General features: G+C 63.5%; 18 protein-coding genes. 5 read left to right on the top strand and 13 right to left on the bottom strand.

What is annotated here, in order from left to right; translation table 11 throughout:
* Window positions 1-31: 31 nt before the first annotated feature.
* Window positions 32-925, top strand: coding sequence for an AraC family transcriptional regulator (locus tag QMX97_RS16580; protein ID WP_282397277.1), 894 nt, complete (start codon window positions 32-34; stop codon window positions 923-925).
* On the opposite strand, the gene QMX97_RS16575 is transcribed toward QMX97_RS16580, so the two are convergent.
* On the bottom strand, window positions 867-1,454 hold the full coding sequence (locus QMX97_RS16575; RefSeq protein ID WP_106804195.1) for a LysE family translocator: 588 nt from the start codon (window positions 1,452-1,454) through the stop codon (window positions 867-869). The two genes, QMX97_RS16580 and QMX97_RS16575, sit on opposite strands and share 59 nt — an antisense overlap.
* A 314-nt stretch (window positions 1,455-1,768) precedes the next feature.
* On the opposite strand from QMX97_RS16575, the gene QMX97_RS16570 reads away from it, so the two are divergent.
* The gene (locus tag QMX97_RS16570; protein ID WP_065906377.1) at window positions 1,769-2,611 is read left to right on the top strand and encodes an alpha/beta hydrolase; all 843 of its coding nucleotides are present in this window, start codon (window positions 1,769-1,771) and stop codon (window positions 2,609-2,611) included.
* 42 nt (window positions 2,612-2,653) lie between these two features.
* Here QMX97_RS16570 and QMX97_RS16565 read toward each other — a convergent pair whose 3' ends face one another.
* Window positions 2,654-3,103, bottom strand: coding sequence for a helix-turn-helix domain-containing protein (locus QMX97_RS16565; protein ID WP_120448353.1), 450 nt, complete (start codon window positions 3,101-3,103; stop codon window positions 2,654-2,656).
* 105 nt (window positions 3,104-3,208) lie between these two features.
* On the opposite strand from QMX97_RS16565, the gene QMX97_RS16560 reads away from it, so the two are divergent.
* On the top strand, window positions 3,209-3,907 hold the full coding sequence (locus tag QMX97_RS16560) for an SDR family oxidoreductase (RefSeq protein WP_282397276.1): 699 nt from the start codon (window positions 3,209-3,211) through the stop codon (window positions 3,905-3,907).
* Here the strand turns inward: QMX97_RS16560 and QMX97_RS16555 are convergent.
* Window positions 3,897-4,781 (bottom strand): NAD(P)/FAD-dependent oxidoreductase, encoded by an 885-nt coding sequence (locus tag QMX97_RS16555; RefSeq protein WP_282397275.1) that lies wholly within the window; start codon window positions 4,779-4,781, stop codon window positions 3,897-3,899. The genes QMX97_RS16560 and QMX97_RS16555 overlap by 11 nt on opposite strands.
* A gap of 144 nt (window positions 4,782-4,925) precedes the next feature.
* On the opposite strand from QMX97_RS16555, the gene QMX97_RS16550 reads away from it, so the two are divergent.
* Window positions 4,926-5,363 (top strand): Rrf2 family transcriptional regulator, encoded by a 438-nt coding sequence (locus tag QMX97_RS16550; RefSeq protein WP_092488675.1) that lies wholly within the window; start codon window positions 4,926-4,928, stop codon window positions 5,361-5,363.
* Here QMX97_RS16550 and QMX97_RS16545 read toward each other — a convergent pair.
* Complete coding sequence (locus QMX97_RS16545) at window positions 5,360-5,989, bottom strand: ribonuclease T2 (RefSeq protein WP_065906371.1); 630 nt, start codon at window positions 5,987-5,989, stop codon at window positions 5,360-5,362. The genes QMX97_RS16550 and QMX97_RS16545 overlap by 4 nt on opposite strands.
* Before the next feature lie 34 nt (window positions 5,990-6,023).
* Window positions 6,024-7,004, bottom strand: coding sequence for a Gfo/Idh/MocA family oxidoreductase (locus QMX97_RS16540; protein ID WP_065906370.1), 981 nt, complete (start codon window positions 7,002-7,004; stop codon window positions 6,024-6,026).
* A gap of 127 nt (window positions 7,005-7,131) precedes the next feature.
* On the opposite strand from QMX97_RS16540, the gene QMX97_RS16535 reads away from it, so the two are divergent.
* Window positions 7,132-7,494 carry an NUDIX domain-containing protein gene (locus tag QMX97_RS16535; RefSeq protein ID WP_282397274.1) on the top strand — a complete coding sequence of 121 codons (363 nt, stop codon included), beginning with the start codon at window positions 7,132-7,134 and terminating at the stop codon, window positions 7,492-7,494.
* Here the strand turns inward: QMX97_RS16535 and QMX97_RS16530 are convergent.
* From QMX97_RS16530 to QMX97_RS16495, 8 genes are all read right to left on the bottom strand, one after another.
* Window positions 7,480-8,193, bottom strand: coding sequence for a transporter substrate-binding domain-containing protein (locus QMX97_RS16530; RefSeq protein ID WP_065906367.1), 714 nt, complete (start codon window positions 8,191-8,193; stop codon window positions 7,480-7,482). The genes QMX97_RS16535 and QMX97_RS16530 overlap by 15 nt on opposite strands.
* Complete coding sequence (acnA, locus tag QMX97_RS16525; RefSeq protein WP_282397273.1) at window positions 8,186-10,840, bottom strand: aconitate hydratase AcnA; 2,655 nt, start codon at window positions 10,838-10,840, stop codon at window positions 8,186-8,188. The genes QMX97_RS16530 and acnA overlap by 8 nt, the downstream gene beginning before the upstream one ends.
* Entirely contained in the window at window positions 10,837-12,030 is a 1,194-nt protein-coding gene (rocD, locus tag QMX97_RS16520; protein WP_282397272.1) for an ornithine--oxo-acid transaminase, read from the bottom strand. The genes acnA and rocD overlap by 4 nt, the downstream gene beginning before the upstream one ends.
* Window positions 12,031-12,161: 131 nt before the next feature.
* A complete protein-coding gene (locus QMX97_RS16515) occupies window positions 12,162-13,280 on the bottom strand; it encodes a succinylglutamate desuccinylase/aspartoacylase family protein (protein WP_213550723.1) in 1,119 nt (372 codons plus the stop codon).
* A 196-nt stretch (window positions 13,281-13,476) separates the two neighbouring features.
* Window positions 13,477-14,730 (bottom strand): OprD family porin, encoded by a 1,254-nt coding sequence (locus tag QMX97_RS16510; protein WP_065906358.1) that lies wholly within the window; start codon window positions 14,728-14,730, stop codon window positions 13,477-13,479.
* Between the two features lie 111 nt (window positions 14,731-14,841).
* On the bottom strand, window positions 14,842-16,485 hold the full coding sequence (locus QMX97_RS16505) for an ABC transporter ATP-binding protein (protein WP_106804203.1): 1,644 nt from the start codon (window positions 16,483-16,485) through the stop codon (window positions 14,842-14,844).
* Entirely contained in the window at window positions 16,482-17,360 is an 879-nt protein-coding gene (locus QMX97_RS16500; RefSeq protein ID WP_016977188.1) for an ABC transporter permease, read from the bottom strand. The genes QMX97_RS16505 and QMX97_RS16500 overlap by 4 nt, the downstream gene beginning before the upstream one ends.
* On the bottom strand, window positions 17,357-18,298 hold the full coding sequence (locus tag QMX97_RS16495) for an ABC transporter permease (protein ID WP_282397271.1): 942 nt from the start codon (window positions 18,296-18,298) through the stop codon (window positions 17,357-17,359). The genes QMX97_RS16500 and QMX97_RS16495 overlap by 4 nt, the downstream gene beginning before the upstream one ends.
* Window positions 18,299-18,300 lie beyond the last annotated feature (2 nt).

The following is an 18,300-nucleotide window of genomic DNA, read 5'->3' as shown; positions in this document are numbered from 1 at the left end:
CTTCACTCGCTCAAGGGATGGAACTGCCGCCATGTCGCTGAACAGCCTTGCTCACCCTTCGCACTCGCCGCGCTTCTGGCGCGACGAGCGCTTACCGTTCATCGAAGCGCGCACCATCGCCGATGGGCGCAAGGTCACCTACACGCGCCATGCCCACGAGCACTTCTCCATCGGGGTGGTCACCACGGGGCGCAGTTATTACCACTACGGTGCAGCGACGTTCGAGATCAGCGCCGGCACGGTGGTGTTGATGAACCCCGGCGATGTGCACGCCTGCAATCCCATCGACAACGAGCGATGGTCCTACAAGATGCTGTACATCGACACGCCCTGGCTGACCGACCTGCAGTACCAACTGGGGTTCAGCACCGACCAGGGTTACCGGCCATTCAATACGCCCTACACGCGCGACCCGGTACTGTACGAGGGCTTGCTGGAGCTGTACCGGATGCTGGTGGATGAGCAGGCCGAACACCTGCAAAAGCAAAGCGCACTGGTGAGTTATTTCAGCGAAGTGCAGCAACGCCTGAACCCTTCACCCGCCCCGATGCGCGAGGTCAACCACAAGCTGGAACGGGCCGCCGACTACATCCGCGAACACTGCACCCAGGCCCTGAAGCTGGAAGATATCTGCCTGGCCGCCGAGCTGTCGCCGTCGTACCTGATCCGCGCCTTCAAACAGTATTACGGGCTGACCCCGCATGCCTTCCTGGTCAACCGGCGCATCCAGTTTGCACGCACCCAACTGCGCAACGGCAAGCTGATCGCCGATGTCGCCCTGGCCGCAGGCTTTGCCGACCAGGCGCATTTCCAGCGCGCCTTCAAGCAGCATTTCGCGGCCACGCCGGGGCAGTACCGCGACGTCCTCAAGCCATCAGCAAATAACCCACACTGGCCACCAGCAACGCGGCCATCGAGCGGTTGAATACACGCACACCCTGGGGGTTGCCCAGGTAGCGGCGCAGGAACGTGCCGGCATAGGCCCAGCACGCCACCGACAGGTAGCAGATCACCAGGTAAAGGCCGGCAAACAGCCAGACCTGCCGAGCATCGCCGTCCGCCACAAACAGGCCCATGCCCGCCACGCAGGCCAGCCAGGCCTTGGGGTTGAGCCATTGCATGATCGCGCCGTAGAGCATCGACGGCGCCGTCGCGCTGCCGTCCGCGTCCAGGCGGCCATCGTCCACCGCGAGTTTCCAGGCCATGTAGAGCAAGAAGGCCACCCCGCCCCACTGGATCAACTGCGTCAGGAGCGGCCAGCGCACCAGCACTTCATGCAGCCCCAGGCCAATCAACACCAGCAACAAGGTGAAGCCGACGGCGGCGCCGAACACGTGTTTCTGGCTGGCGACAAAACCGAAGCGCGCGCCTGAACTCAGGGCCACCACATTGACCGGTCCGGGTGTGATCGAGGTGGCCAGTGCGAAGGCGGCCATGGAAATGATCAAGCTCATTGCAGTTCCTTTTTATTCGGGCAGATGACAATGGAGCCACGTTAAAGGGCAAGGCACGCGGGGTATTGAACAAAATGACCCTTGTCGAAGTATTTTGTGTGCGCCCCTGGAGTGGCCTCGCACCGCTCACGGCGCGGGACAGACAACGGCGGCGAAACCGTTCTGGCCCGGGCGCTTTAGACGCTTTTATTCCATTGATATAACTGCATTTTTTTCTTTCAGAATGCCGATCTCAATAGGCAAAAATGCGTATTTCCCACGCCTGGGCCGGTGCTAGAGTTCAGCGCCTACTCACTGCATTCAAAGGAATCGCCATGTCACGTCGCCTGCTGGCAACTGCCTGCCTGTTGCTGTCTTTCTCTGCGGTCCAGGCCGCTGAACGCTGGGAAACCCTGCCGCCGACGCCGGCCCCGGTGGCCGGCGCCAAAACCGGCTACGCCGCCGTCAACGGCATCAAGGTCTACTACACCCGCACCGGGCATGGATCGCCGGTGGTGCTGCTGCACGGTGGGCTGTCCAACTCCGATTACTGGGGCAACCAGGTCAAGGCGCTGGCGGCCAAGCACACAGTAATCAGCCTCGACAGCCGTGGCCACGGGCGCAGCTCGCGGGACGATAAACCCTACGGCTACGACCTGATGGCCGATGACGTGGTGGCCGTGCTCGACAGCCTGAAGATCCCGCGTGCCGATATTGTCGGCTGGAGCGACGGCGCCATCATCGGCATCGACCTGGCCCTGCGTCATCCGGACCGGATCGGCAAGGTGTTCGCGTTCGCCGCCAACACCCAGACCGCCGGGGTCAAGGACGGCGTAGAGAAAAACCCGACCTTCGCGGCCTTCATCGAACGCGCCGGCAAGGAGTACGCCAAGCTGTCGCCGACGCCTAAAGAGTACGATGCATTCGTCGAGCAGATCAGCCATATGTGGGCCAGCCAACCGAACTGGACCGACGCCCAGCTGGCGAGCATCAAGACGCCAATCCTGATCGCCGACGGCGACCATGACGAAGCGATCAAGCGCGAGCACACCGAGTACATGGCGGCCACCATCCCAGGGGCCGGCCTGCTGATCCTGCCGAACACCAGCCACTTTGCCTTCCTGCAGGACCCGGCGTTGTTCAATGCAGCGCTGCTGGGCTTCCTCGATAGCAAATAGACCCCGCCCCCTGTCGGCGCGCACTCACTGCGCGCCCACAGATCACATAGACGGCAATCGCGCCTGGCTGACCTGCGTGACGATATCGTCGAGGCCCAGCACCCGGCCATCCTCGGCCAGGATCTCGACCTTGCGCAGCGGCTTGAGCGAGCGCGCATCCAGCACGCGCGCGCCGGCCTGTTCGGGCTGCGTGTGCGCCTCCCCCCACTGCGCCAGCGTCACCAGCACCGGCATCAGCGCGCGGCCCTTGTCGGTCAGCTGATATTCACTGCGCGCACCGACTTCACTGGTTTGCAGCAGGCCCTGCTCGACCATGTCCTTGAGGCGCGTGGCAAGGATGTTTTTAGCCACGCCCAGGTGCTTCTGGAAATCACCGAAGCGCGTCACGCCGGCGAATGCATCGCGGATGATCAACAGCGTCCACCAGTCGCCCACCACGTCCAGGGCACGGGCAACGGGGCAGCCATCGCCTTCCAGGCATTTGCGTTTCATCGTCGGGCCTCCCGGCATTGAAAAATCTGGTTGCATTATAGGACCAACAGCCTCAGGATAAAAACGGTTTCATTATTAAACCTAATTCGCAGCCTGGAGTTCATCATGGATATTCGTGGAAAAGTGGTATTGGTCAGCGGCGCCAATCGCGGCCTGGGTAAAGCTTTCGTCACCGCCCTGCTGGCAGCCGGCGCCGCCAAGGTCTACGCCGGTGCGCGGGATCCGCGCAGCGTGGACATTCCCGGCAGCACCCCGATTGCCCTCGACATCACCGACCCGGCCAGCGTGCAGCACGCCGCCGAGCAGTGCGCGGACGTCAGTGTGGTGATCAACAATGCGGGCTTCCTGAAGTACGGTTCGTTGCTGGCCGAAGACAGTGTCGAAAACCTGCAACAGCACTTTGACGTGAACACCTTCGGCACCCTGCGCCTGAGCCGTGCCTTTGCGCCGATCCTGGCCAAACAGGGCGGCGGCGCGCTGATCAATATCCTCTCGGTGCTGAGCTGGCTGAGCCCGCCGGGCGCCGGTGGCTACAGCACTTCGAAATCCGCCCAGTGGGGCCTGACCAACGGCCTGCGCGGCGAGTTGCGCGAGCAGAACACCCTGGTGATCGGCGTGCACCCGGCCTACATCGACACCGACATGGTCGCTGATGTGCAGGCGCCTAAAAGCACGCCCCAGGAAGTGGTCGCCCTCACCCTGCAAGCCCTGGGCGAGGACCGCGAAGAAGTGTTGATCACCGATATGACCCACGCAGTGAAGGCGTCGCTGTCCACCGACAGCCCGGTCTACCTCAACCGCTGACCAGCGAAAAATGCGCGCCGACCCCGGCGCGCACACCCTCGGCCACGGCCAGCGCCACGGAGCCGGCGGCGAGGGACGCGTCACCACAGGCAAACACGCCCGGCACTGAGGTCTGGCGCATGTCGTTGGTGTGCAGGTAAGCGCCGCTGGGGCCATCGGCCAGTGCACAGCCCAACTGCGCGGCCAACGGGCTGAGCCGGGTCCGCGACATCGTGAAGATACCGTCGAGCTTGAACACCTGGCCGTCATCCAGTTCGAGGTCGGCACGCTCGCCGCTGATTCGCCGTACGCCGGCGCTTTGCACACTGACCCCACGTCGCGCCAACTGCGCCTGCTGCTCGGCATCCGGGGTGAATACGCCGTTGGTGAACAAGGTCGTGGCGCCCCAGTCCGGCAGCATCAATGCGTGATGCATCGCCAGCGAAGACGTGGCGAGGACGCCGATACGGCCTTGGTCCAGCTCATAGCCGTGGCAGTAAGGGCAATGGAACACCCGCGTGCCCCAGCGCTCCTGCAGGCCTTCAATGGCGGGCAATTCGTCGACCACGCCGGTGGCCAGGATCAGGCGCTTGCCCTGGAACGTACCGTTGAATTCAGTGCCCAGGCTGAAGCCCTGCGGTTCTAATGTCGCCTGAACCACGCTGCCCTGCACCCAGGTGACCGTCGGGTACTCCATCAACTGGCTGCGCCCTTCGGCGGCAATGGCCTGCGGCGACTGGCCGTCCTGCCCAAGAAACCCGTGGGACGTGGCCGCAAACCGGTTGCGCCGCTGCCCCGCGTCGATCACCAGCACCTGGCGCCGCGCCCGCGCCAATTGCAGGCCCGCTGACAAACCGGCGTAGCTGCCGCCGACAATAATCACGTCGTAGATCATGAGAGTGACCCTATGGTGAGTGCACGCGGTTATCCGCGCGCTTTCACGACACACCATAAGTTACGTAAAAATAGCGCGTCAAGACTCTCGCAACTTTTTAGGTTACGAACGATACTTTGGCGCGAATCAACTTGAGGTTTTTTGATGAGAAACGACACGCGCCTGTCGCGCATGCTGCATGTGCTGATCCATATGGGCCGCCATGAAGAACGCGCGACTTCGGAGACCATCGCGCAGATGCTCGGCACCAATCCGGTGGTGGTGCGGCGCACCCTCGGGTTGCTCAAGGAAAAAGGGTATGTGCGCTCGGAAAAAGGCCATCAGGGCGGCTGGAGCTTGGGCAAGCCCTTGAGTGAAATCACCTTGCTGGACATTCACAACGCCCTGGGCACGCCGTCGATCTTCGCCATCGGCCTGTCCACCGATCACCCGGAATGCCTGGTGGAACAGGCCGTGAACGCGGCGCTCACTGACGCCTTCGAACAAGCCCAGGCGCTGCTGTTGAAGCGCCTCGGCAAGGTCACCCTGGCGCAGTTGGCCGAGGATTTTGATGAGCGTTATCGCGTGGCGATGCTGCCCTAGCGCTGGGCCGGAATGCGGATTTCACCCTCGCGGCACTGGCTTTTGACACTGCGCGGACAGCCGGCGAAGGCCAGGTCCTTGGTCAGGCACACCCGCACCTCCGACAGCACCTTGCCTTTGCAGATGACCGCCACACCGTGATTGCCCATGCGCGGGTTGCTCTGGCGAAACAGCGCCTCGATCTCGCGAGCCGGCAACGACGGCGGTGTGTTGAACGGCTGCAATTGGTGTGGAATGGCAACCACGCCCAACGCCGCGTCGGTTTTTTCCAGGTACGCCAGCGGTTCAAGCCCGCTGCAGGTGCCATGCTTGGCCCATTCGTGCTTGAGCAGCGCACGCGTGGGGAACAACGTCGCGCCCTTGTCCATTGCTTCCCGGCTCAGGTAAGACTGCGGCGCACAGCTCGCCGGCCACCCTCCTCGCGCGTACTGCGGCCACAGGCCGTGCAGCACAAACCCGTAGCCCTTGCCCGAGCACTGTTCGTTGTCCGGGTGCGTCAGGCAAAACGTCGGCGACCACGACAACGACAGCACATAGAAATCAAACTCCCCCGGCGTGCCCTGTTCACGCGGGGCCGCCACTGCGCCGGTCGCCAGCACCAGCCACACCACCATCCAGTATTTCATCGGTCTATTCCTTGAAAAAACCTTTTTATCGCGACTACCCAGGATGGTGGGGGTTGCGTAATAGCACCTTGTCGAGAATCCGATCAGTCTTCAACGCCTCGATGGCCAGCGAAGGATGCTCGGCCTCGCCGCGAATGTGTGCATTCATCGCCAACACATGGTGCCACTGGATATGCGCGTGGCACGGTACTTCGAGCACTTCCTGGGTCTCGGCTTCCAGGCGCAGCGGCTGGTCTTCGAACACCGAGAACTGAATGCGACCACGGCTGCCGATCAGCTCGACGCGGTCTTCCTTGCGGTCCGCGACGAAGTTCCAGCAGCCCATGCCCAGGGCGCCCGAGCCAAAGGTCCAGCAGGCCGTCACTGCATCTTCCGCCGCATAGCGCCCGGCCTGGCGCGCGGTAAAGCCCGAGACCTCGACGATATCCCCGGCGAGGTACTGGAACAGGTCAAAGCCGTGACTGGCCAGGTCGGCAAAGTAACCGCCACCGGCAATCAGTGGGTCAGTGCGCCAGTTGGCGGCGCTGGCGTCGTCGGCCCCCGGAGGCTTGCACAGGGTCCAGGTCAGGTGGCGCAGTTGGCCGATGCGTCCCGCCTGCAGCCACTCGCGTACCTGCTGGAAGCGCGGCAGCGAGCGACGATAGTAGGAGACAAACAGGTGCAGCCCGGCCCGTTCGAACGTGCGCTGCATCAACGCGCTCTGCTCGGCATTCAGCGACATGGGCTTCTCGACACAGCAATGCTTGCCGGCCGCCGCCACCATCAGGCTGTACTCGAGGTGGCTGTCGGGCGGTGTGGCGATATACACCGCGTCCACTTCAGGGTCGTCGATCAGTGCCTGGGCGTCGGTATAGAAACGGGCAATGCCATGGCGCGCCGCATAATCGCGCACGGCTGCCTCGCGGCGCCCCATCACGGCGACCAGCGCCGAACCTGGCGCTTTATAGAAGGCGGGTCCACTCTTCAGTTCAGTGACACTGCCACAGCCGATCATGCCCCAGCGTACGGTGTTCATCTGTTGTCCTCGTCCGTTTTCATCAATCAGGCAGTATCCACATCCCCAACCCGGTACGCCATAACCACTTAGCATGACATTTGCATTACACTTTTATGACATTCATCCCGCTGCGGGGGCACAGACGATGAAAATACGCGCAACGGTCATTTGCGAACACGAGGGACATATCCTCTTCGTGCGCAAGGCCAGGTCAAAATGGGCATTGCCGGGCGGCAAGGTCGAACGGAACGAGCGCCCGGTCGGCGCGGCCGAACGCGAGCTGAAAGAAGAAACCGGGTTGAATGTGGACGGCTTGCTGTACCTGCAGGAGCTCAAGGCCCGCGACACCGTACACCATGTGTTCGAGGCCTCGGTGGTGAACATCGCCGACGCGCGGCCGTGCAACGAAATCATCGATTGCCAGTGGTACGCCTATGGCGCCGTGGATGAACTGGACACCACCGACGCCACCCGGCACATCGTCAAATCCTTTCTACGTCGCCTGTAATTCAGCGCTCTGCCCGCTGGCCTCGAGACCTCGCTTTACCACACCCTTCTCTTTCTGCCGTTCGACAAAGGACCTGACGAACGCGGCAGCGGCTGCATGCGCCACCGGTACCGCCATGGCTTGGCGGATGGTCATGAAGTCATCCTCGACCAGGCGCCATTGCGCGCTCACGCGGGTGCGCAGAAAGTCCCGCACCCCCGCCGCCGCATCCAGACCTTGCGCGATAAACCAGTCCACCGCTGCTGCCGACGTAGGCGCCCGTACCAGCTCGGCATGCGCCACCGTACGGCTCAGGTACAGGTCGTAGGCTGCGCCTTGGCCGACGGCGATGCGTCGACCCGCTGCATCCAATTGGGCGATGTGGGTAAAGGGCGAATCCGTCGCCACGAGGTAGGTGCCCTTGATCGCCACGTAAGGTGCGCTGAACGCGATCTCCTGCTCACGTACCGGCTCGATGGCCAGGAACGCCACGCGCCAGGCATCCTCGGCCAGCGCAGCAAAGACCTTGCCCGCCGCCTCGAAGGTGATCAGCGCCAACTCGACACCCAGCTCTTCAGCCAAGGCCTTGGCCAACGCCACGGACACCCCCTGTGGCTCACCACCCGCGCCGCGTTGCGCCAGCACCGGGTTGCCGAAGTTGATGGCGGCACGCAGCACGCCATCGGGGGCCAGTTGTTGCAGTACAGCGGGATCAATCATCGAGCGCTCCTGGGCGGGTTCGTTGCACGGTCTTGCGGATCACAAACGGCAGCACGCCGCCGTGCTCAAGGTACCCAAGCTCTTGCAACGAGTCGAGGCGCAAAACCAGCCGGTGCGTGACAACACGGCCATCGGCGCGATCGATCTGCAGGGTGATCAGGTTCTCGCCAACCTGCAGGTGTTCCAGCCCCAGGAACGTCAAGCGCTCGCTGCCATCCAGCGCCAGGTCCTGCACCGTCGTCCCGGCGCTGAACACCAACGGCAACACGCCCATGCCGATCAGGTTACTGCGATGAATGCGCTCGATACTGCGCGCCACCACCGCCTTGATCCCCAACAGGCTCAGCACCTTCGCCGCCCAATCCCGGCTGGAACCGGCGCCGTAGTTGCTCCCGGCAAACAGCACGGTGGGCGTGCCGGCGTAGCTCTGCGCGGCCAGGTACAACGGCTGGTAGTCCGTGTGGTCGGCATTCCACGCCCACACACCTCGGCGTGGTGTTTGTGTCGGATCCAGCAGGTTGTTCAAGCGCGGGTTGGTGAAGGCCCCGCGCACCATCACTTCGTGGTTGCTGCGCCGTGTCGAGTACTGGTTTAAATCCGCCTCGGCCTCCCCCCTTTCGCGCAGCCAGGCACCGGCCAGGCTCTCGGAAGGGATGGTGCCCGCCGGTGAAATATGGTCCGTGGTGACGTTATCACCAAGCACCACCAACGCCCTCGCGTTGCGCACCGACAGGCGCGCCGCCGGCACGGGCGGCACCTGCGCCAGGTACTGCGGGCGGCGCAAATAGGTGGAATCCGGGTTCCAGGCAAATCTCACGCTGGCGTCGGCCTCAAGCGCCTGCCAGTGCGGCGTGCCCTGCCAGAGCAGTTCACTGCGTTGCTGGAACAACACCGGGCGCACCACCTGCGCCACGTGCGCCGCCACCTCGGCATCACTGGGCATCAGCTCCTCCAGGTACACCGGCGTGCCTTGGGCATCCAACGCCAGCGGACTGCTGGACAGGTCGATATCAATGCTCCCGGCAATCGCATAGGCCACGCACAGCGCCGGCGAGGCCAGGTACCCGGCGGGGACTTTGGGGTTGACCCGTCCTTCGAAATTGCGATTGCCCGACAGCACCACCACACCCTTGAGGCCTTGCTCGGCAAAGGCCTCCACATGAGCCTCCAGGCTTCCGGAATTGCCGATACAGGTCATGCAGCCAAAGCCCGCCAGGTCGAAGCCCAGCGCCGCAAAATCCTCCAACAAACCCGCCGCATCCAGATAGTCCGCCACCACCCGCGAACCCGGCGACAGCGAAGTCTTCACCCAGGGTTTGCGCCCCACGCCGCGTGCCCGTGCACGACGTGCCAGCAATCCGGCCTGGATCATCTGCGCCGGGTTGGCCGTGTTGGTGCAACTGGTGATCGCCGCCATTACCACCGCGCCGTGGGTCAACGGCGCTTCAAAGGACGGCTCGAAGAACTGCTGCCCGGCCTCAGCGTGCACATGCTGATGAAACGAGGGGCCCGCCTGCGCCAGCGACTGGCGCTGATGGGGTTGGTGTGGCCCGGCCACACTGGGTTCAATCCGGGCCAAGTCCAGCTCGATCAGTTCATCGAACTGCGGCTCGGGCTCGCCGGCCTGGCGCCACAGCGACTGTGCCGCCATATAGGTCGACACCTTGGCCAACAATGGCGCCGGCCGCGCACTCAATTCCAGGTAGGCAAGGGTCTCGTCATCAAACGGGAAAAACACTACCGTCGCGCCATACTCCGGCGCCATGTTCGCCACGGTGCCCCGCGCCGCCCAACTCAACGACGCCAGCCCCGGCCCGGTGAACTCGACAAACTTGCCGACCATGCTGCGCTGGCGCAGCAACTCGGTCACGCTCAAGGCCAGGTCCGTCGCCGTCACACCGGCCCGCAAGGCATTGCTGACGCGAATCCCCACGACCTGGGGAAAGGCAATCGGCACCGGCTCACCGAGCATCGCCGCCTGCCCTTCGAGCCCGCCCACGCCCCAGCCCAGCACGCCGATGGCATTGATCATCGGCGTATGGCTGTCGGTGGCAACCATGCAGTCCGGGTGCAGCAGCACGCCACCCTCGGCGGCCGGGCTTTCCCAGACCACCTGGGCGATGGATTCCATGTTCATCTGGTGGATGATCCCCGTCCCCGGCGGGATCACCTTGAAGTTGTCCAGGCTGGCCTCGGCCCATTTGATAAACCGGTAGCGCTCGCTGTTGCGGCGAAAGTCGATGTCGAGGTTGGCGTCCACCGCGCCGGCTTCGGCGTAGTGCTCGACAATCACCGAGTGGTCGATGGTCAACACGGCCGGGATCGCCGGGTTCACCGCCGTCGGGTCGCCGCCCAGCTCCGCGACCACATCACGCATGCCGGCAAAGTCCGCCAGGGCCGGCAGGCAGGTGGTGTCGTGAAACATCAGGCGGTTGGGCTGGAATGGCACCTCGCAGTCCGGCCCGCTGCCGGTGGCTCGCGCCAGCACCGACGGCAATGAGGCCGGGGCACAACGGGCGATGTTTTCCACCAGGATGCGCAGGCAATAAGGCAGCCGATGCAGCTGCACCGGGGTCAGCAGTTTATGCAGATCGATATAGGCGTAACGCTGCCCGCCAATGTCCAGATGGTTCAGAGCGTCGCTCATAGTTGGCCGAACACCCGCTCGATACGCGCCAGGCCCCAATCCAGTTCCTCACGGGTGATGGACAACGGCGGCGCGATACGCAGCACGTTTTCATGGGTCTCCTTGGTCAGCAGGCCTTCGGCAAGCAACGCTTCGCAAATCGGCCGGGCATCACGGTCCAGCTCCACCCCCACCCACAAACCGCGACCACGCACCTCCCGGACCGCCGGGGAATTCATCGCCCGCAGGCGCTCCACCAGGTAGTGGCCCAATTGCGCGCTGTTATCGATCAAGCCTTCATCTTCCAGCACGTTAAGGGCTTCCAGGCCAACGGCCGCCGCCAAGGGGTTACCGCCAAACGTCGAACCATGGCTGCCGGCATCGAACAGGTCCATGATCGAATGGTCCGCGACAAACGCCGACACCGGCATGATCCCGCCACCCAGCGCCTTGCCAAGGATCAGCGCATCCGGGCGAATGCCTTCATGCTGGAAGGCAAACCACTTGCCGGTGCGGCCCAGGCCCGACTGGATTTCATCAAGGATCAGCAAGGTGTTGGTGGCGTCGCACAGTGCACGCAGCTCACGCAGGAACCCGGCCGGCGGCACGCGAATACCGGCTTCGCCCTGGATCGGTTCGATCAGCACCGCGCAGGTATCAGCCGTGATGGCGTGGCGAAAACTCTCGATATCGCCAAACCGCGCTTCGGTGAAGCCGTCGCAGAACGGACCGAAGTCCGCCTTGTAGTCCGGCTCGGACGAGAAGCCGACGATGGTCGAGGTGCGCCCGTGGAAGTTGTTGTCGGCCACCACGATCTTCGCCTGGTTCGCGGCGATGCCCTTGACCCGATAGCCCCAGCGACGGGCGGCCTTGATCGCGGTCTCCACGGCTTCGGCGCCGCTGTTCATCGGCAATGCCGAATCGAAGCCGCTGATGCGGCACAGCGTCTTGAGGAAGTTACCCAGTGGCTCACTGTAGAACGCGCGCGACACCACGCTGATCTTGTCGATCTGCGCCACGGCGGCGGCGCGGATACGCGGGTGCACATGGCCATGACTGACGGCTGAATAGGCCGACATCATGTCCAGGTAGCGCTTGCCATCATCGCCAATGGCCCATACGCCCTCGCCCTTGACGATGACCACCGGCAACGGCGAATAGTTGTGGGCGCAGAATTGGTTTTCGAGGGTGATTGCCGGGTTGGGGTGCATGGAGTGTCCTGCCTGATAAAAATCTAAAAATAGTGAGGATCTACTGCAGGCGCTGGCTTGCCGGCGATGGCGGTACTTCTGACACACCGCTATCGCCGGCACGCCGGCGCCTACAGTGATCGCCTTTCAATTCACGCACTCAGCAGCTTGCCGCTGCGGATCGGCGTGGCGCCGGAAACGCGGCCCAAGGGATCGCCCGGCTTCACAAAGCGCACATCGCGGCGCATGTACAACACGCCGGTGGTGTGGCTGTTGATCGTCACGGTCTTGCCACTGTGGGGATCGACGATATCGAACAACGCCTGCCCCGCTTCAATACGACTGCCCACCGCCGCGCGGTGCACCAGCACCCCGGCGCTCGACGCATAGAACTGCTCGCTGCCCGCCAACGGCGTGGCCGGGTTGCGCAAGGCGGGCAACGGTCGTGGGGTGCCTTCGATGGCGCCCAGGTGGGTCAGGTAATCAATGATCGCAGTGGCGTCATGGTCTGCCAGTTCATACGACACATCCCGCTGGCCACGGTGTTCCACGGTCACGGCGATGCTGCTGTCGGGGATCGGGAATCGCTCGCCAAACCGCTCGCGCAGATTCACCCACAGCAGGTAGAGCGCTTCATCAAAGGAATTGGCCTGGGAATCGGTAGCCAGCAGGGTCGCTTCGGCGCCGATGTAGCGCGCCAACGGCTCGATGGTCGGCCACACCGATTCGCCGGTGTAGAGGTGCATGGCCGCTTCGCGGGAGCAGTGCAGGTCCAGCACGATGTCGGCATCGTGGGCCAGCAGCATCAGGGTCTGTTGCAGCGACTGGTATTCGTCCATCGGCTGGGCGGCGCGCAGGCATTCGCCCCAGGCTTGGCGGATCAGTTCACGGTTGGCGTCGATGTCCTGGCTGAGCAGGTGTTCGATCCGGCTGGCGATTTCCGCGTACGGCACCGGGAAACCACGGTTGTAATTGCGCCCACTGCCCAGCTCGAAGCGTCCGCTAGGCGCGCCCATGATGTATTGGCCCAGACCGGCCGGGTTGGCCACGGCCACCAGCACGATCTGCGCATTCAGGCGGCCGGCATTTTCCAGCGCGGCCAGTTGCCGGCGCAGGTGCGCAGCCACCAGCATCGCTGGGGTTTCATCGGCATGCAGCGCCGCCTGGATATAGATTTTTCGACCCGCACCCACTGCACCGTAATGCTCGCTTTCCACGTGCCTGTGGGTACCTTGTGTCGCTTGCAGCAAGGGGTGTTGATTAAGTTTCATAACGCAGGAGTCTCGATATTCGAGTGATGGTTCTGGAGAAAAGATGCTGTTGAAAAGAGTATCGAGACCGGGTGATCGCCTGTAAGGGCGGCCGGGGCTATCTTGATCTGCAAAACCGATCAGTTGTGATGCCGATCGGGGACAGTGTGATGAGCGGGCTTGCCCCGCTCATCACAACTAAGCCTCAGACACACGCTTACCAGAGCGCCAGGGTGTAGCCCAGCAGCACGCGGTTCTCGTTGACGTCGTTGTAGAAGTTGCCCTTGGCCAGGGCGTTGCGCCAACGCATCGACACCCCCTTGAACGGGCCGGTCTGCACCACGTAGCTGATGTCCAGATCGCGTTCCCATTCACGGCCTTCGCCGTTGAAGCCGATCACCTCGGCCGAATCACCCTTGGCATACTTGATCCCGAACAGCAGGCCCGGCAGGCCCAGGTCGGCGAAGTTGTAGTCGTAGCGAGCGTGCCAGGCGCGCTCCTTGGTCTGGGTGAAGTTGGTGAACTGGTACTCGGTGAACAGGTAGCTGATCGAACCATCCAGGTAGGTGAACGGCGTGGTGCCGAACTGCCGCTGGAAGCCGCCGCCGATGCTGTGGCCGCCATACTGGTAGGTCAGGCGTGTACTCAAGGCGCGGTTATCGACATCACCCGCGAGGCCAGCGCCGTCCTTGTCGGCCTTGAAGTAGCGCACGTCGGTCTTCAGGCTGCCCGGCCCCAGGCCAAAGCTGTTCTTGAAGCCGCCGTATTGCTGGTGGTAGATGCTGTCGAGCGCGGCGTAGTGGTAGCTGAGCAATGTGTTGGGGGTCAGCGAATAATCGCCGCCGGCGAAGCGGAACTGATCGCTCAGGGCCGTGCTTTTGTAGACCTTGCTGACCGTGGTCAGCTTCATGTCTTCGTAGTTGGTGGAATCGCGGTCCTTGGCCTGGTCCAACTGACCGAGGCTGAGCTTGAGGTTGCTGATGTCATTGGACACCAGCTGCGTGCCACTGAACGACTGCGGGAACAGGCGGCTGGTATTGGGTTGCAGGGTCGGAAGATCCGGCACCAGGTAGCCCACGCGCAGTTCGCTCTTGGCGAAGCGTGCCTTGGCGGTCACGCCGAGCTTGGAGTAGCTGTCGGAAGCGCGCTTGTCGCTGTCACGTTGCAGCAAGCCGGTGCCGGATTTGTCCGGGCTGGAGTCGAGCTTCAGGCCGAGCATGCCCATGGCGTCCAGGCCAAAACCTACCGTGCCCTCGGTAAAGCCGGACTTGATCCCCAGCAGAAAGCCCTGGGCCCATTCGGCGCGCACCGACTGGCTGGCTTCTTCGCGGTAGTCACGGTTGAAGTAGTAGTTCTTCAATTCCAGCGTACCGCTGCTGTCCTTGATGAAATCTGCATGGGCGGCGAACGGGATCAACCCGCTGCTCACGACGCCCACGCCGGTGATGAGTTGAGTCAGGGATTTTTTCATTTTTTTAAGCTCCTGGCAGTGTCATGGTTGGGGGTTTTTATTGTTCTTCGGGCATGGCTTCGCCGTTCGCGCAAATCGGCGATTTGCGCGGCGGGTGACGTCAGTCCTGGGTTACAGCGCTAGCGGTACAGGGCCTTGGCGAATGCGGTAGCCACCGTTTTCAAGTTTCTCCAAGGGGCTGGCAGCGGCCAGCAGCTTGCGGGTATAGGGGTGCTGCGGGCGGTCAAAGATCTCATCCCGCGCGCCCATTTCCACCACCCTGCCCTCGCTCATTACCGCGACCCGGTGGGCGATGCGCTCCACCGCCGCCAGGTCGTGGGAGATGAACAGGCAGGCGAAGCCGTACTGCGCCTGCAGGCGTTCGAACAGCTCCAGGATCTGCTTCTGGATGGTCATGTCCAGGGCCGAGATCGGCTCGTCGGCAATCACCAACCGTGGGTGGCGCACCAGCGCGCGGCCAATGGCGACACGCTGGCGCTGGCCACCGGACAATTGATGCGGGAAGCGGTCGACAAACTGCTCGGCCAGGCCGATATCCAGCAGCGTCCTGGTGACGCGTTCACGCTTGTGCTCGGCGCTCATGCCCGGTACATGGCGCAGCGGTTCGGCGAGGATGTCGCCGATCTTCATGCGCGGGTCGAGGGACGAATACGGGTCCTGGAAAATCATCTGGCATTGCAAACGGTGTTCGCGGTTGCCGGACTTGAGGATGTCCACGCCCTCAAACTCGATGGCCCCGGCACAGGCTTTGTTCAGGCCGACAATCGCGCGGCCCAGGGTGGTCTTGCCAGAGCCGCTGCCGCCCACCAGCGCCAGGGTTTCGCCCGGTGCGATGCTGAGGTTGGCCGAATGCACCACGCGCTTGAACGGCGTGCGGCCCCACAGGCTGCGCGGGCCAGGGTGTTCGATGCACACGTCGCGGACCGTCAGCAGCGGGCCGTCGGCCTGGGGCAAGTCCGCCAACACGCCACGGCGCGGCAAGGCTTCGAGCAACTGGCGGGTGTACTCGGCCTTGGGCGCCAGCAGGATCTGCTCAATGGTGCCCTGCTCCACCGCACGGCCTTCGCGCATCACCACCACCTTGTCGGCGTAGCGCGCCACCAGGGACAGGTCATGGCTGATAAACAGAATCGCCGTGCCCTGCTCGCGGGTCAGGTCGAGCATCAGCTTCAACACGTCCAGTTGCGCCAGGCAGTCCAGGGCCGTGGTGGGTTCGTCGGCAATCAGCAGCGCCGGGCGCAGCAGCATCACCGAAGCGAGCATGATGCGTTGGCGCATGCCACCGGAGAACTCGTGAGGGAACGCCGCCAGGCAACGTTCGGCGTCCTTGATGCCGATATGGCCGAGCATCTCCAGGCTGCGTTCGCGGATCTGCGCATCCGTGAGCTTGGTGTGCAGGCGCAGGCCCTCGGCCATTTGCTCGCCGATGCTCATGGACGGGTTCAACGACACCATGGGTTCCTGGAACACCATGCCGATCTTGGCCCCGCGCAGTTGGCGCAGTTGCTCGGGCTTGAGGCTGTTGAGGTCATGGCCCTGGAACCGCACCTGGCCGCCGCAGTGTTGCAGCGGTGGCGGCAGCAGGCCGATGGCGGCGCGGGCGGCCATGGTCTTGCCGCTGCCGGACTCGCCCACCAACGCGACGATTTCCCCCGGCGCGATGGTGAAGCTCAGGTCGTTGACCGCCAGCGGGCCGTGGGTGCCGACGCGGATTTTCAGGTGATCGACTGCCAGTAATACATCAGTCATGGTCATTTACTCATCCGTGGATCAAGGCGGTCACGCAAGGCATCGCCACACAGGTTGAACGCCAGCAACGCCATGGCGATGCAGACACCGGGAAACAGCCCCAGCCAACTGGCCGTGGCGATATACGGCCGGCTGGCCGCGAGCATGTTGCCCCAGGTCGCCGCCGGTGGCGGCACGCCCAGGCCAAGGAAGCTCAGGGAGCTTTCCGCGAGGATCGCCCAGCCGAACATGCTGGTGGCCAGCACGCACACCGGCGCCACGCAGTTCGGCGCAATATGGCGCAGCATGGTGTACAGCTCGGAGTTGCCGATCACCCGCGAAGCCTCGACAAACTCCTTCTCGCGCAGCGACAACACCGTGCCGCGCACCACCCGCACCACCGACGGCGTATAGGCCAGGCTCAAGGCGAAGACGATGCCGTACAGGCTCGGACCGATGATCGCCATCAAGCCCAGGGCCAGCAGGATGCCGGGGAACGCCAGCAGCGCGTCGTTGATCATCATCAGGCCACGGTCGACCCAGCCGCGCAGGAAGCCGGCCAGCAAGCCGAGGAAGGTGCCGGCGATAATCGCCATGCTCACCGTCAGCACACTCACCCACAGGCTGGTGTGCGCGCCGATCATCAAGCGGCTCAAGACATCGCGGCCGTATTCATCGGTGCCCAGCCAGTGCGCGGCGGTCGGCGCCTGCAACCGCGCCAGCAGGTTCAGCGCCAGCGGATCATGGGGCGTCCATACCAGGCCGAGCGCGGCCATGATCAATAGCAAGCCCAACAGGAACGCACCGATCAGCGCATTCAACGGCGGCACGCGCCAGGCCCTGGGGGCACGCACCGGTGCAGGCAGTAGCACCTCGGGTGCAACAGGCAGTGGCTTATTCATAACTTAACCCTGGGGTCGAAGAGCGGGTACAGCAGGTCCACCAACAGGTTGACCAGCACATAGACAAAGGTCACCAGCAGCAGGCAGCCCTGCAGCACCGGGTAGTCACGGGCGTAGATGGCGTCGACCATCAGGCGGCCGATGCCCGGCAGGGTGAACACGGTTTCCAGCACGGCAATGCCGCTGAGCAGGTTGCCGAGGATCAGGCCGATAAGGGTCAGGGTCGGTGCAAACGAGTTGCGCAACGCATGGCGCCACAGCACCGCACGTTCCGACAGGCCCTTGGCGCGGGCATGGGTGATGTACTCCAGGCGCAACACCTCGATGGCACTGGCCCGCGCCATGCGGGTGATTGCACCCAGCTCCACCAAGGTCAGGGTGACGATCGGCAACACGATGAAACTCAAGGCCTGCCACGGTGACTGGCCGAACGACACGTAACCCACCACCGGCAACCAGCCCAGCTTGATGCCAAACGCATACAGCAACAGCAGGCCGAGCCAGAAACTGGGGATCGACAGCAGCAGCGTGGCGGTCGACACCACGCCAAAGTCCAGTGCACTGTCCTGCTTCCACGCCGACAGCAAGCCGGCCGGCACCGCAATCAAGGCAGCCAGCAACACCGACACCAACACAATCCCGGCACTCACCTGGAAGCGATCGAGGATCAGCGGTAGCACCGCCTCATTGGTGGTGATCGAATGCCCAAGGTCGCCGCTGAGCACCGCCTTCAACCAGATTACAAACTGCAATGGCAGCGGCTGGTCCAGGCCCAGGGACGCACGCGCGACCTCCAGGCTATGGGCGTCGGCCATGTCGCCAAGCATCAGCAGGGCCGGGTCACCAGGCACCAGGCGGATGATCGCGAACACCATCAGCGAGATCAGCAGCAAGGTCGGGACAGACATCGCCAGGCGTTGGGAGATAAAACGAAACATCC

The sequence above is a fragment of the Pseudomonas sp. PS01298 genome (genome assembly GCF_029959745.1).
GTDB lineage: Bacteria > Pseudomonadota > Gammaproteobacteria > Pseudomonadales > Pseudomonadaceae > Aquipseudomonas > Aquipseudomonas aylmerensis.
This window is presented reverse-complemented; position numbering and strand designations above follow the sequence as displayed.

Excerpts from the sequence above, each read along its gene's own strand:
- QMX97_RS16570 (WP_065906377.1), top strand. The coding sequence starts at position 1,769 with ATGTCACGTCGCCTGCTGGCAACTGCCTGCCTGTTGCTGTCTTTCTCT.
- rocD (WP_282397272.1), bottom strand. The coding sequence starts at position 12,030 with ATGCACCCCAACCCGGCAATCACCCTCGAAAACCAATTCTGCGCCCAC.
- QMX97_RS16540 (WP_065906370.1), bottom strand. The coding sequence starts at position 7,004 with ATGAACACCGTACGCTGGGGCATGATCGGCTGTGGCAGTGTCACTGAA.
- QMX97_RS16545 (WP_065906371.1), bottom strand. The coding sequence starts at position 5,989 with ATGAAATACTGGATGGTGGTGTGGCTGGTGCTGGCGACCGGCGCAGTG.
- QMX97_RS16535 (WP_282397274.1), top strand. The coding sequence starts at position 7,132 with ATGAAAATACGCGCAACGGTCATTTGCGAACACGAGGGACATATCCTC.
- QMX97_RS16500 (WP_016977188.1), bottom strand. The coding sequence starts at position 17,360 with ATGAATAAGCCACTGCCTGTTGCACCCGAGGTGCTACTGCCTGCACCG.
- QMX97_RS16560 (WP_282397276.1), top strand. The coding sequence starts at position 3,209 with ATGGATATTCGTGGAAAAGTGGTATTGGTCAGCGGCGCCAATCGCGGC.
- QMX97_RS16495 (WP_282397271.1), bottom strand. The coding sequence starts at position 18,298 with ATGTTTCGTTTTATCTCCCAACGCCTGGCGATGTCTGTCCCGACCTTG.
- QMX97_RS16555 (WP_282397275.1), bottom strand. The coding sequence starts at position 4,781 with ATGATCTACGACGTGATTATTGTCGGCGGCAGCTACGCCGGTTTGTCA.
- QMX97_RS16530 (WP_065906367.1), bottom strand. The coding sequence starts at position 8,193 with ATGATTGATCCCGCTGTACTGCAACAACTGGCCCCCGATGGCGTGCTG.
- QMX97_RS16580 (WP_282397277.1), top strand. The coding sequence starts at position 32 with ATGTCGCTGAACAGCCTTGCTCACCCTTCGCACTCGCCGCGCTTCTGG.
- QMX97_RS16565 (WP_120448353.1), bottom strand. The coding sequence starts at position 3,103 with ATGAAACGCAAATGCCTGGAAGGCGATGGCTGCCCCGTTGCCCGTGCC.
- QMX97_RS16510 (WP_065906358.1), bottom strand. The coding sequence starts at position 14,730 with ATGAAAAAATCCCTGACTCAACTCATCACCGGCGTGGGCGTCGTGAGC.
- QMX97_RS16505 (WP_106804203.1), bottom strand. The coding sequence starts at position 16,485 with ATGACCATGACTGATGTATTACTGGCAGTCGATCACCTGAAAATCCGC.
- QMX97_RS16515 (WP_213550723.1), bottom strand. The coding sequence starts at position 13,280 with ATGAAACTTAATCAACACCCCTTGCTGCAAGCGACACAAGGTACCCAC.
- QMX97_RS16550 (WP_092488675.1), top strand. The coding sequence starts at position 4,926 with ATGAGAAACGACACGCGCCTGTCGCGCATGCTGCATGTGCTGATCCAT.
- QMX97_RS16575 (WP_106804195.1), bottom strand. The coding sequence starts at position 1,454 with ATGAGCTTGATCATTTCCATGGCCGCCTTCGCACTGGCCACCTCGATC.
- acnA (WP_282397273.1), bottom strand. The coding sequence starts at position 10,840 with ATGAGCGACGCTCTGAACCATCTGGACATTGGCGGGCAGCGTTACGCC.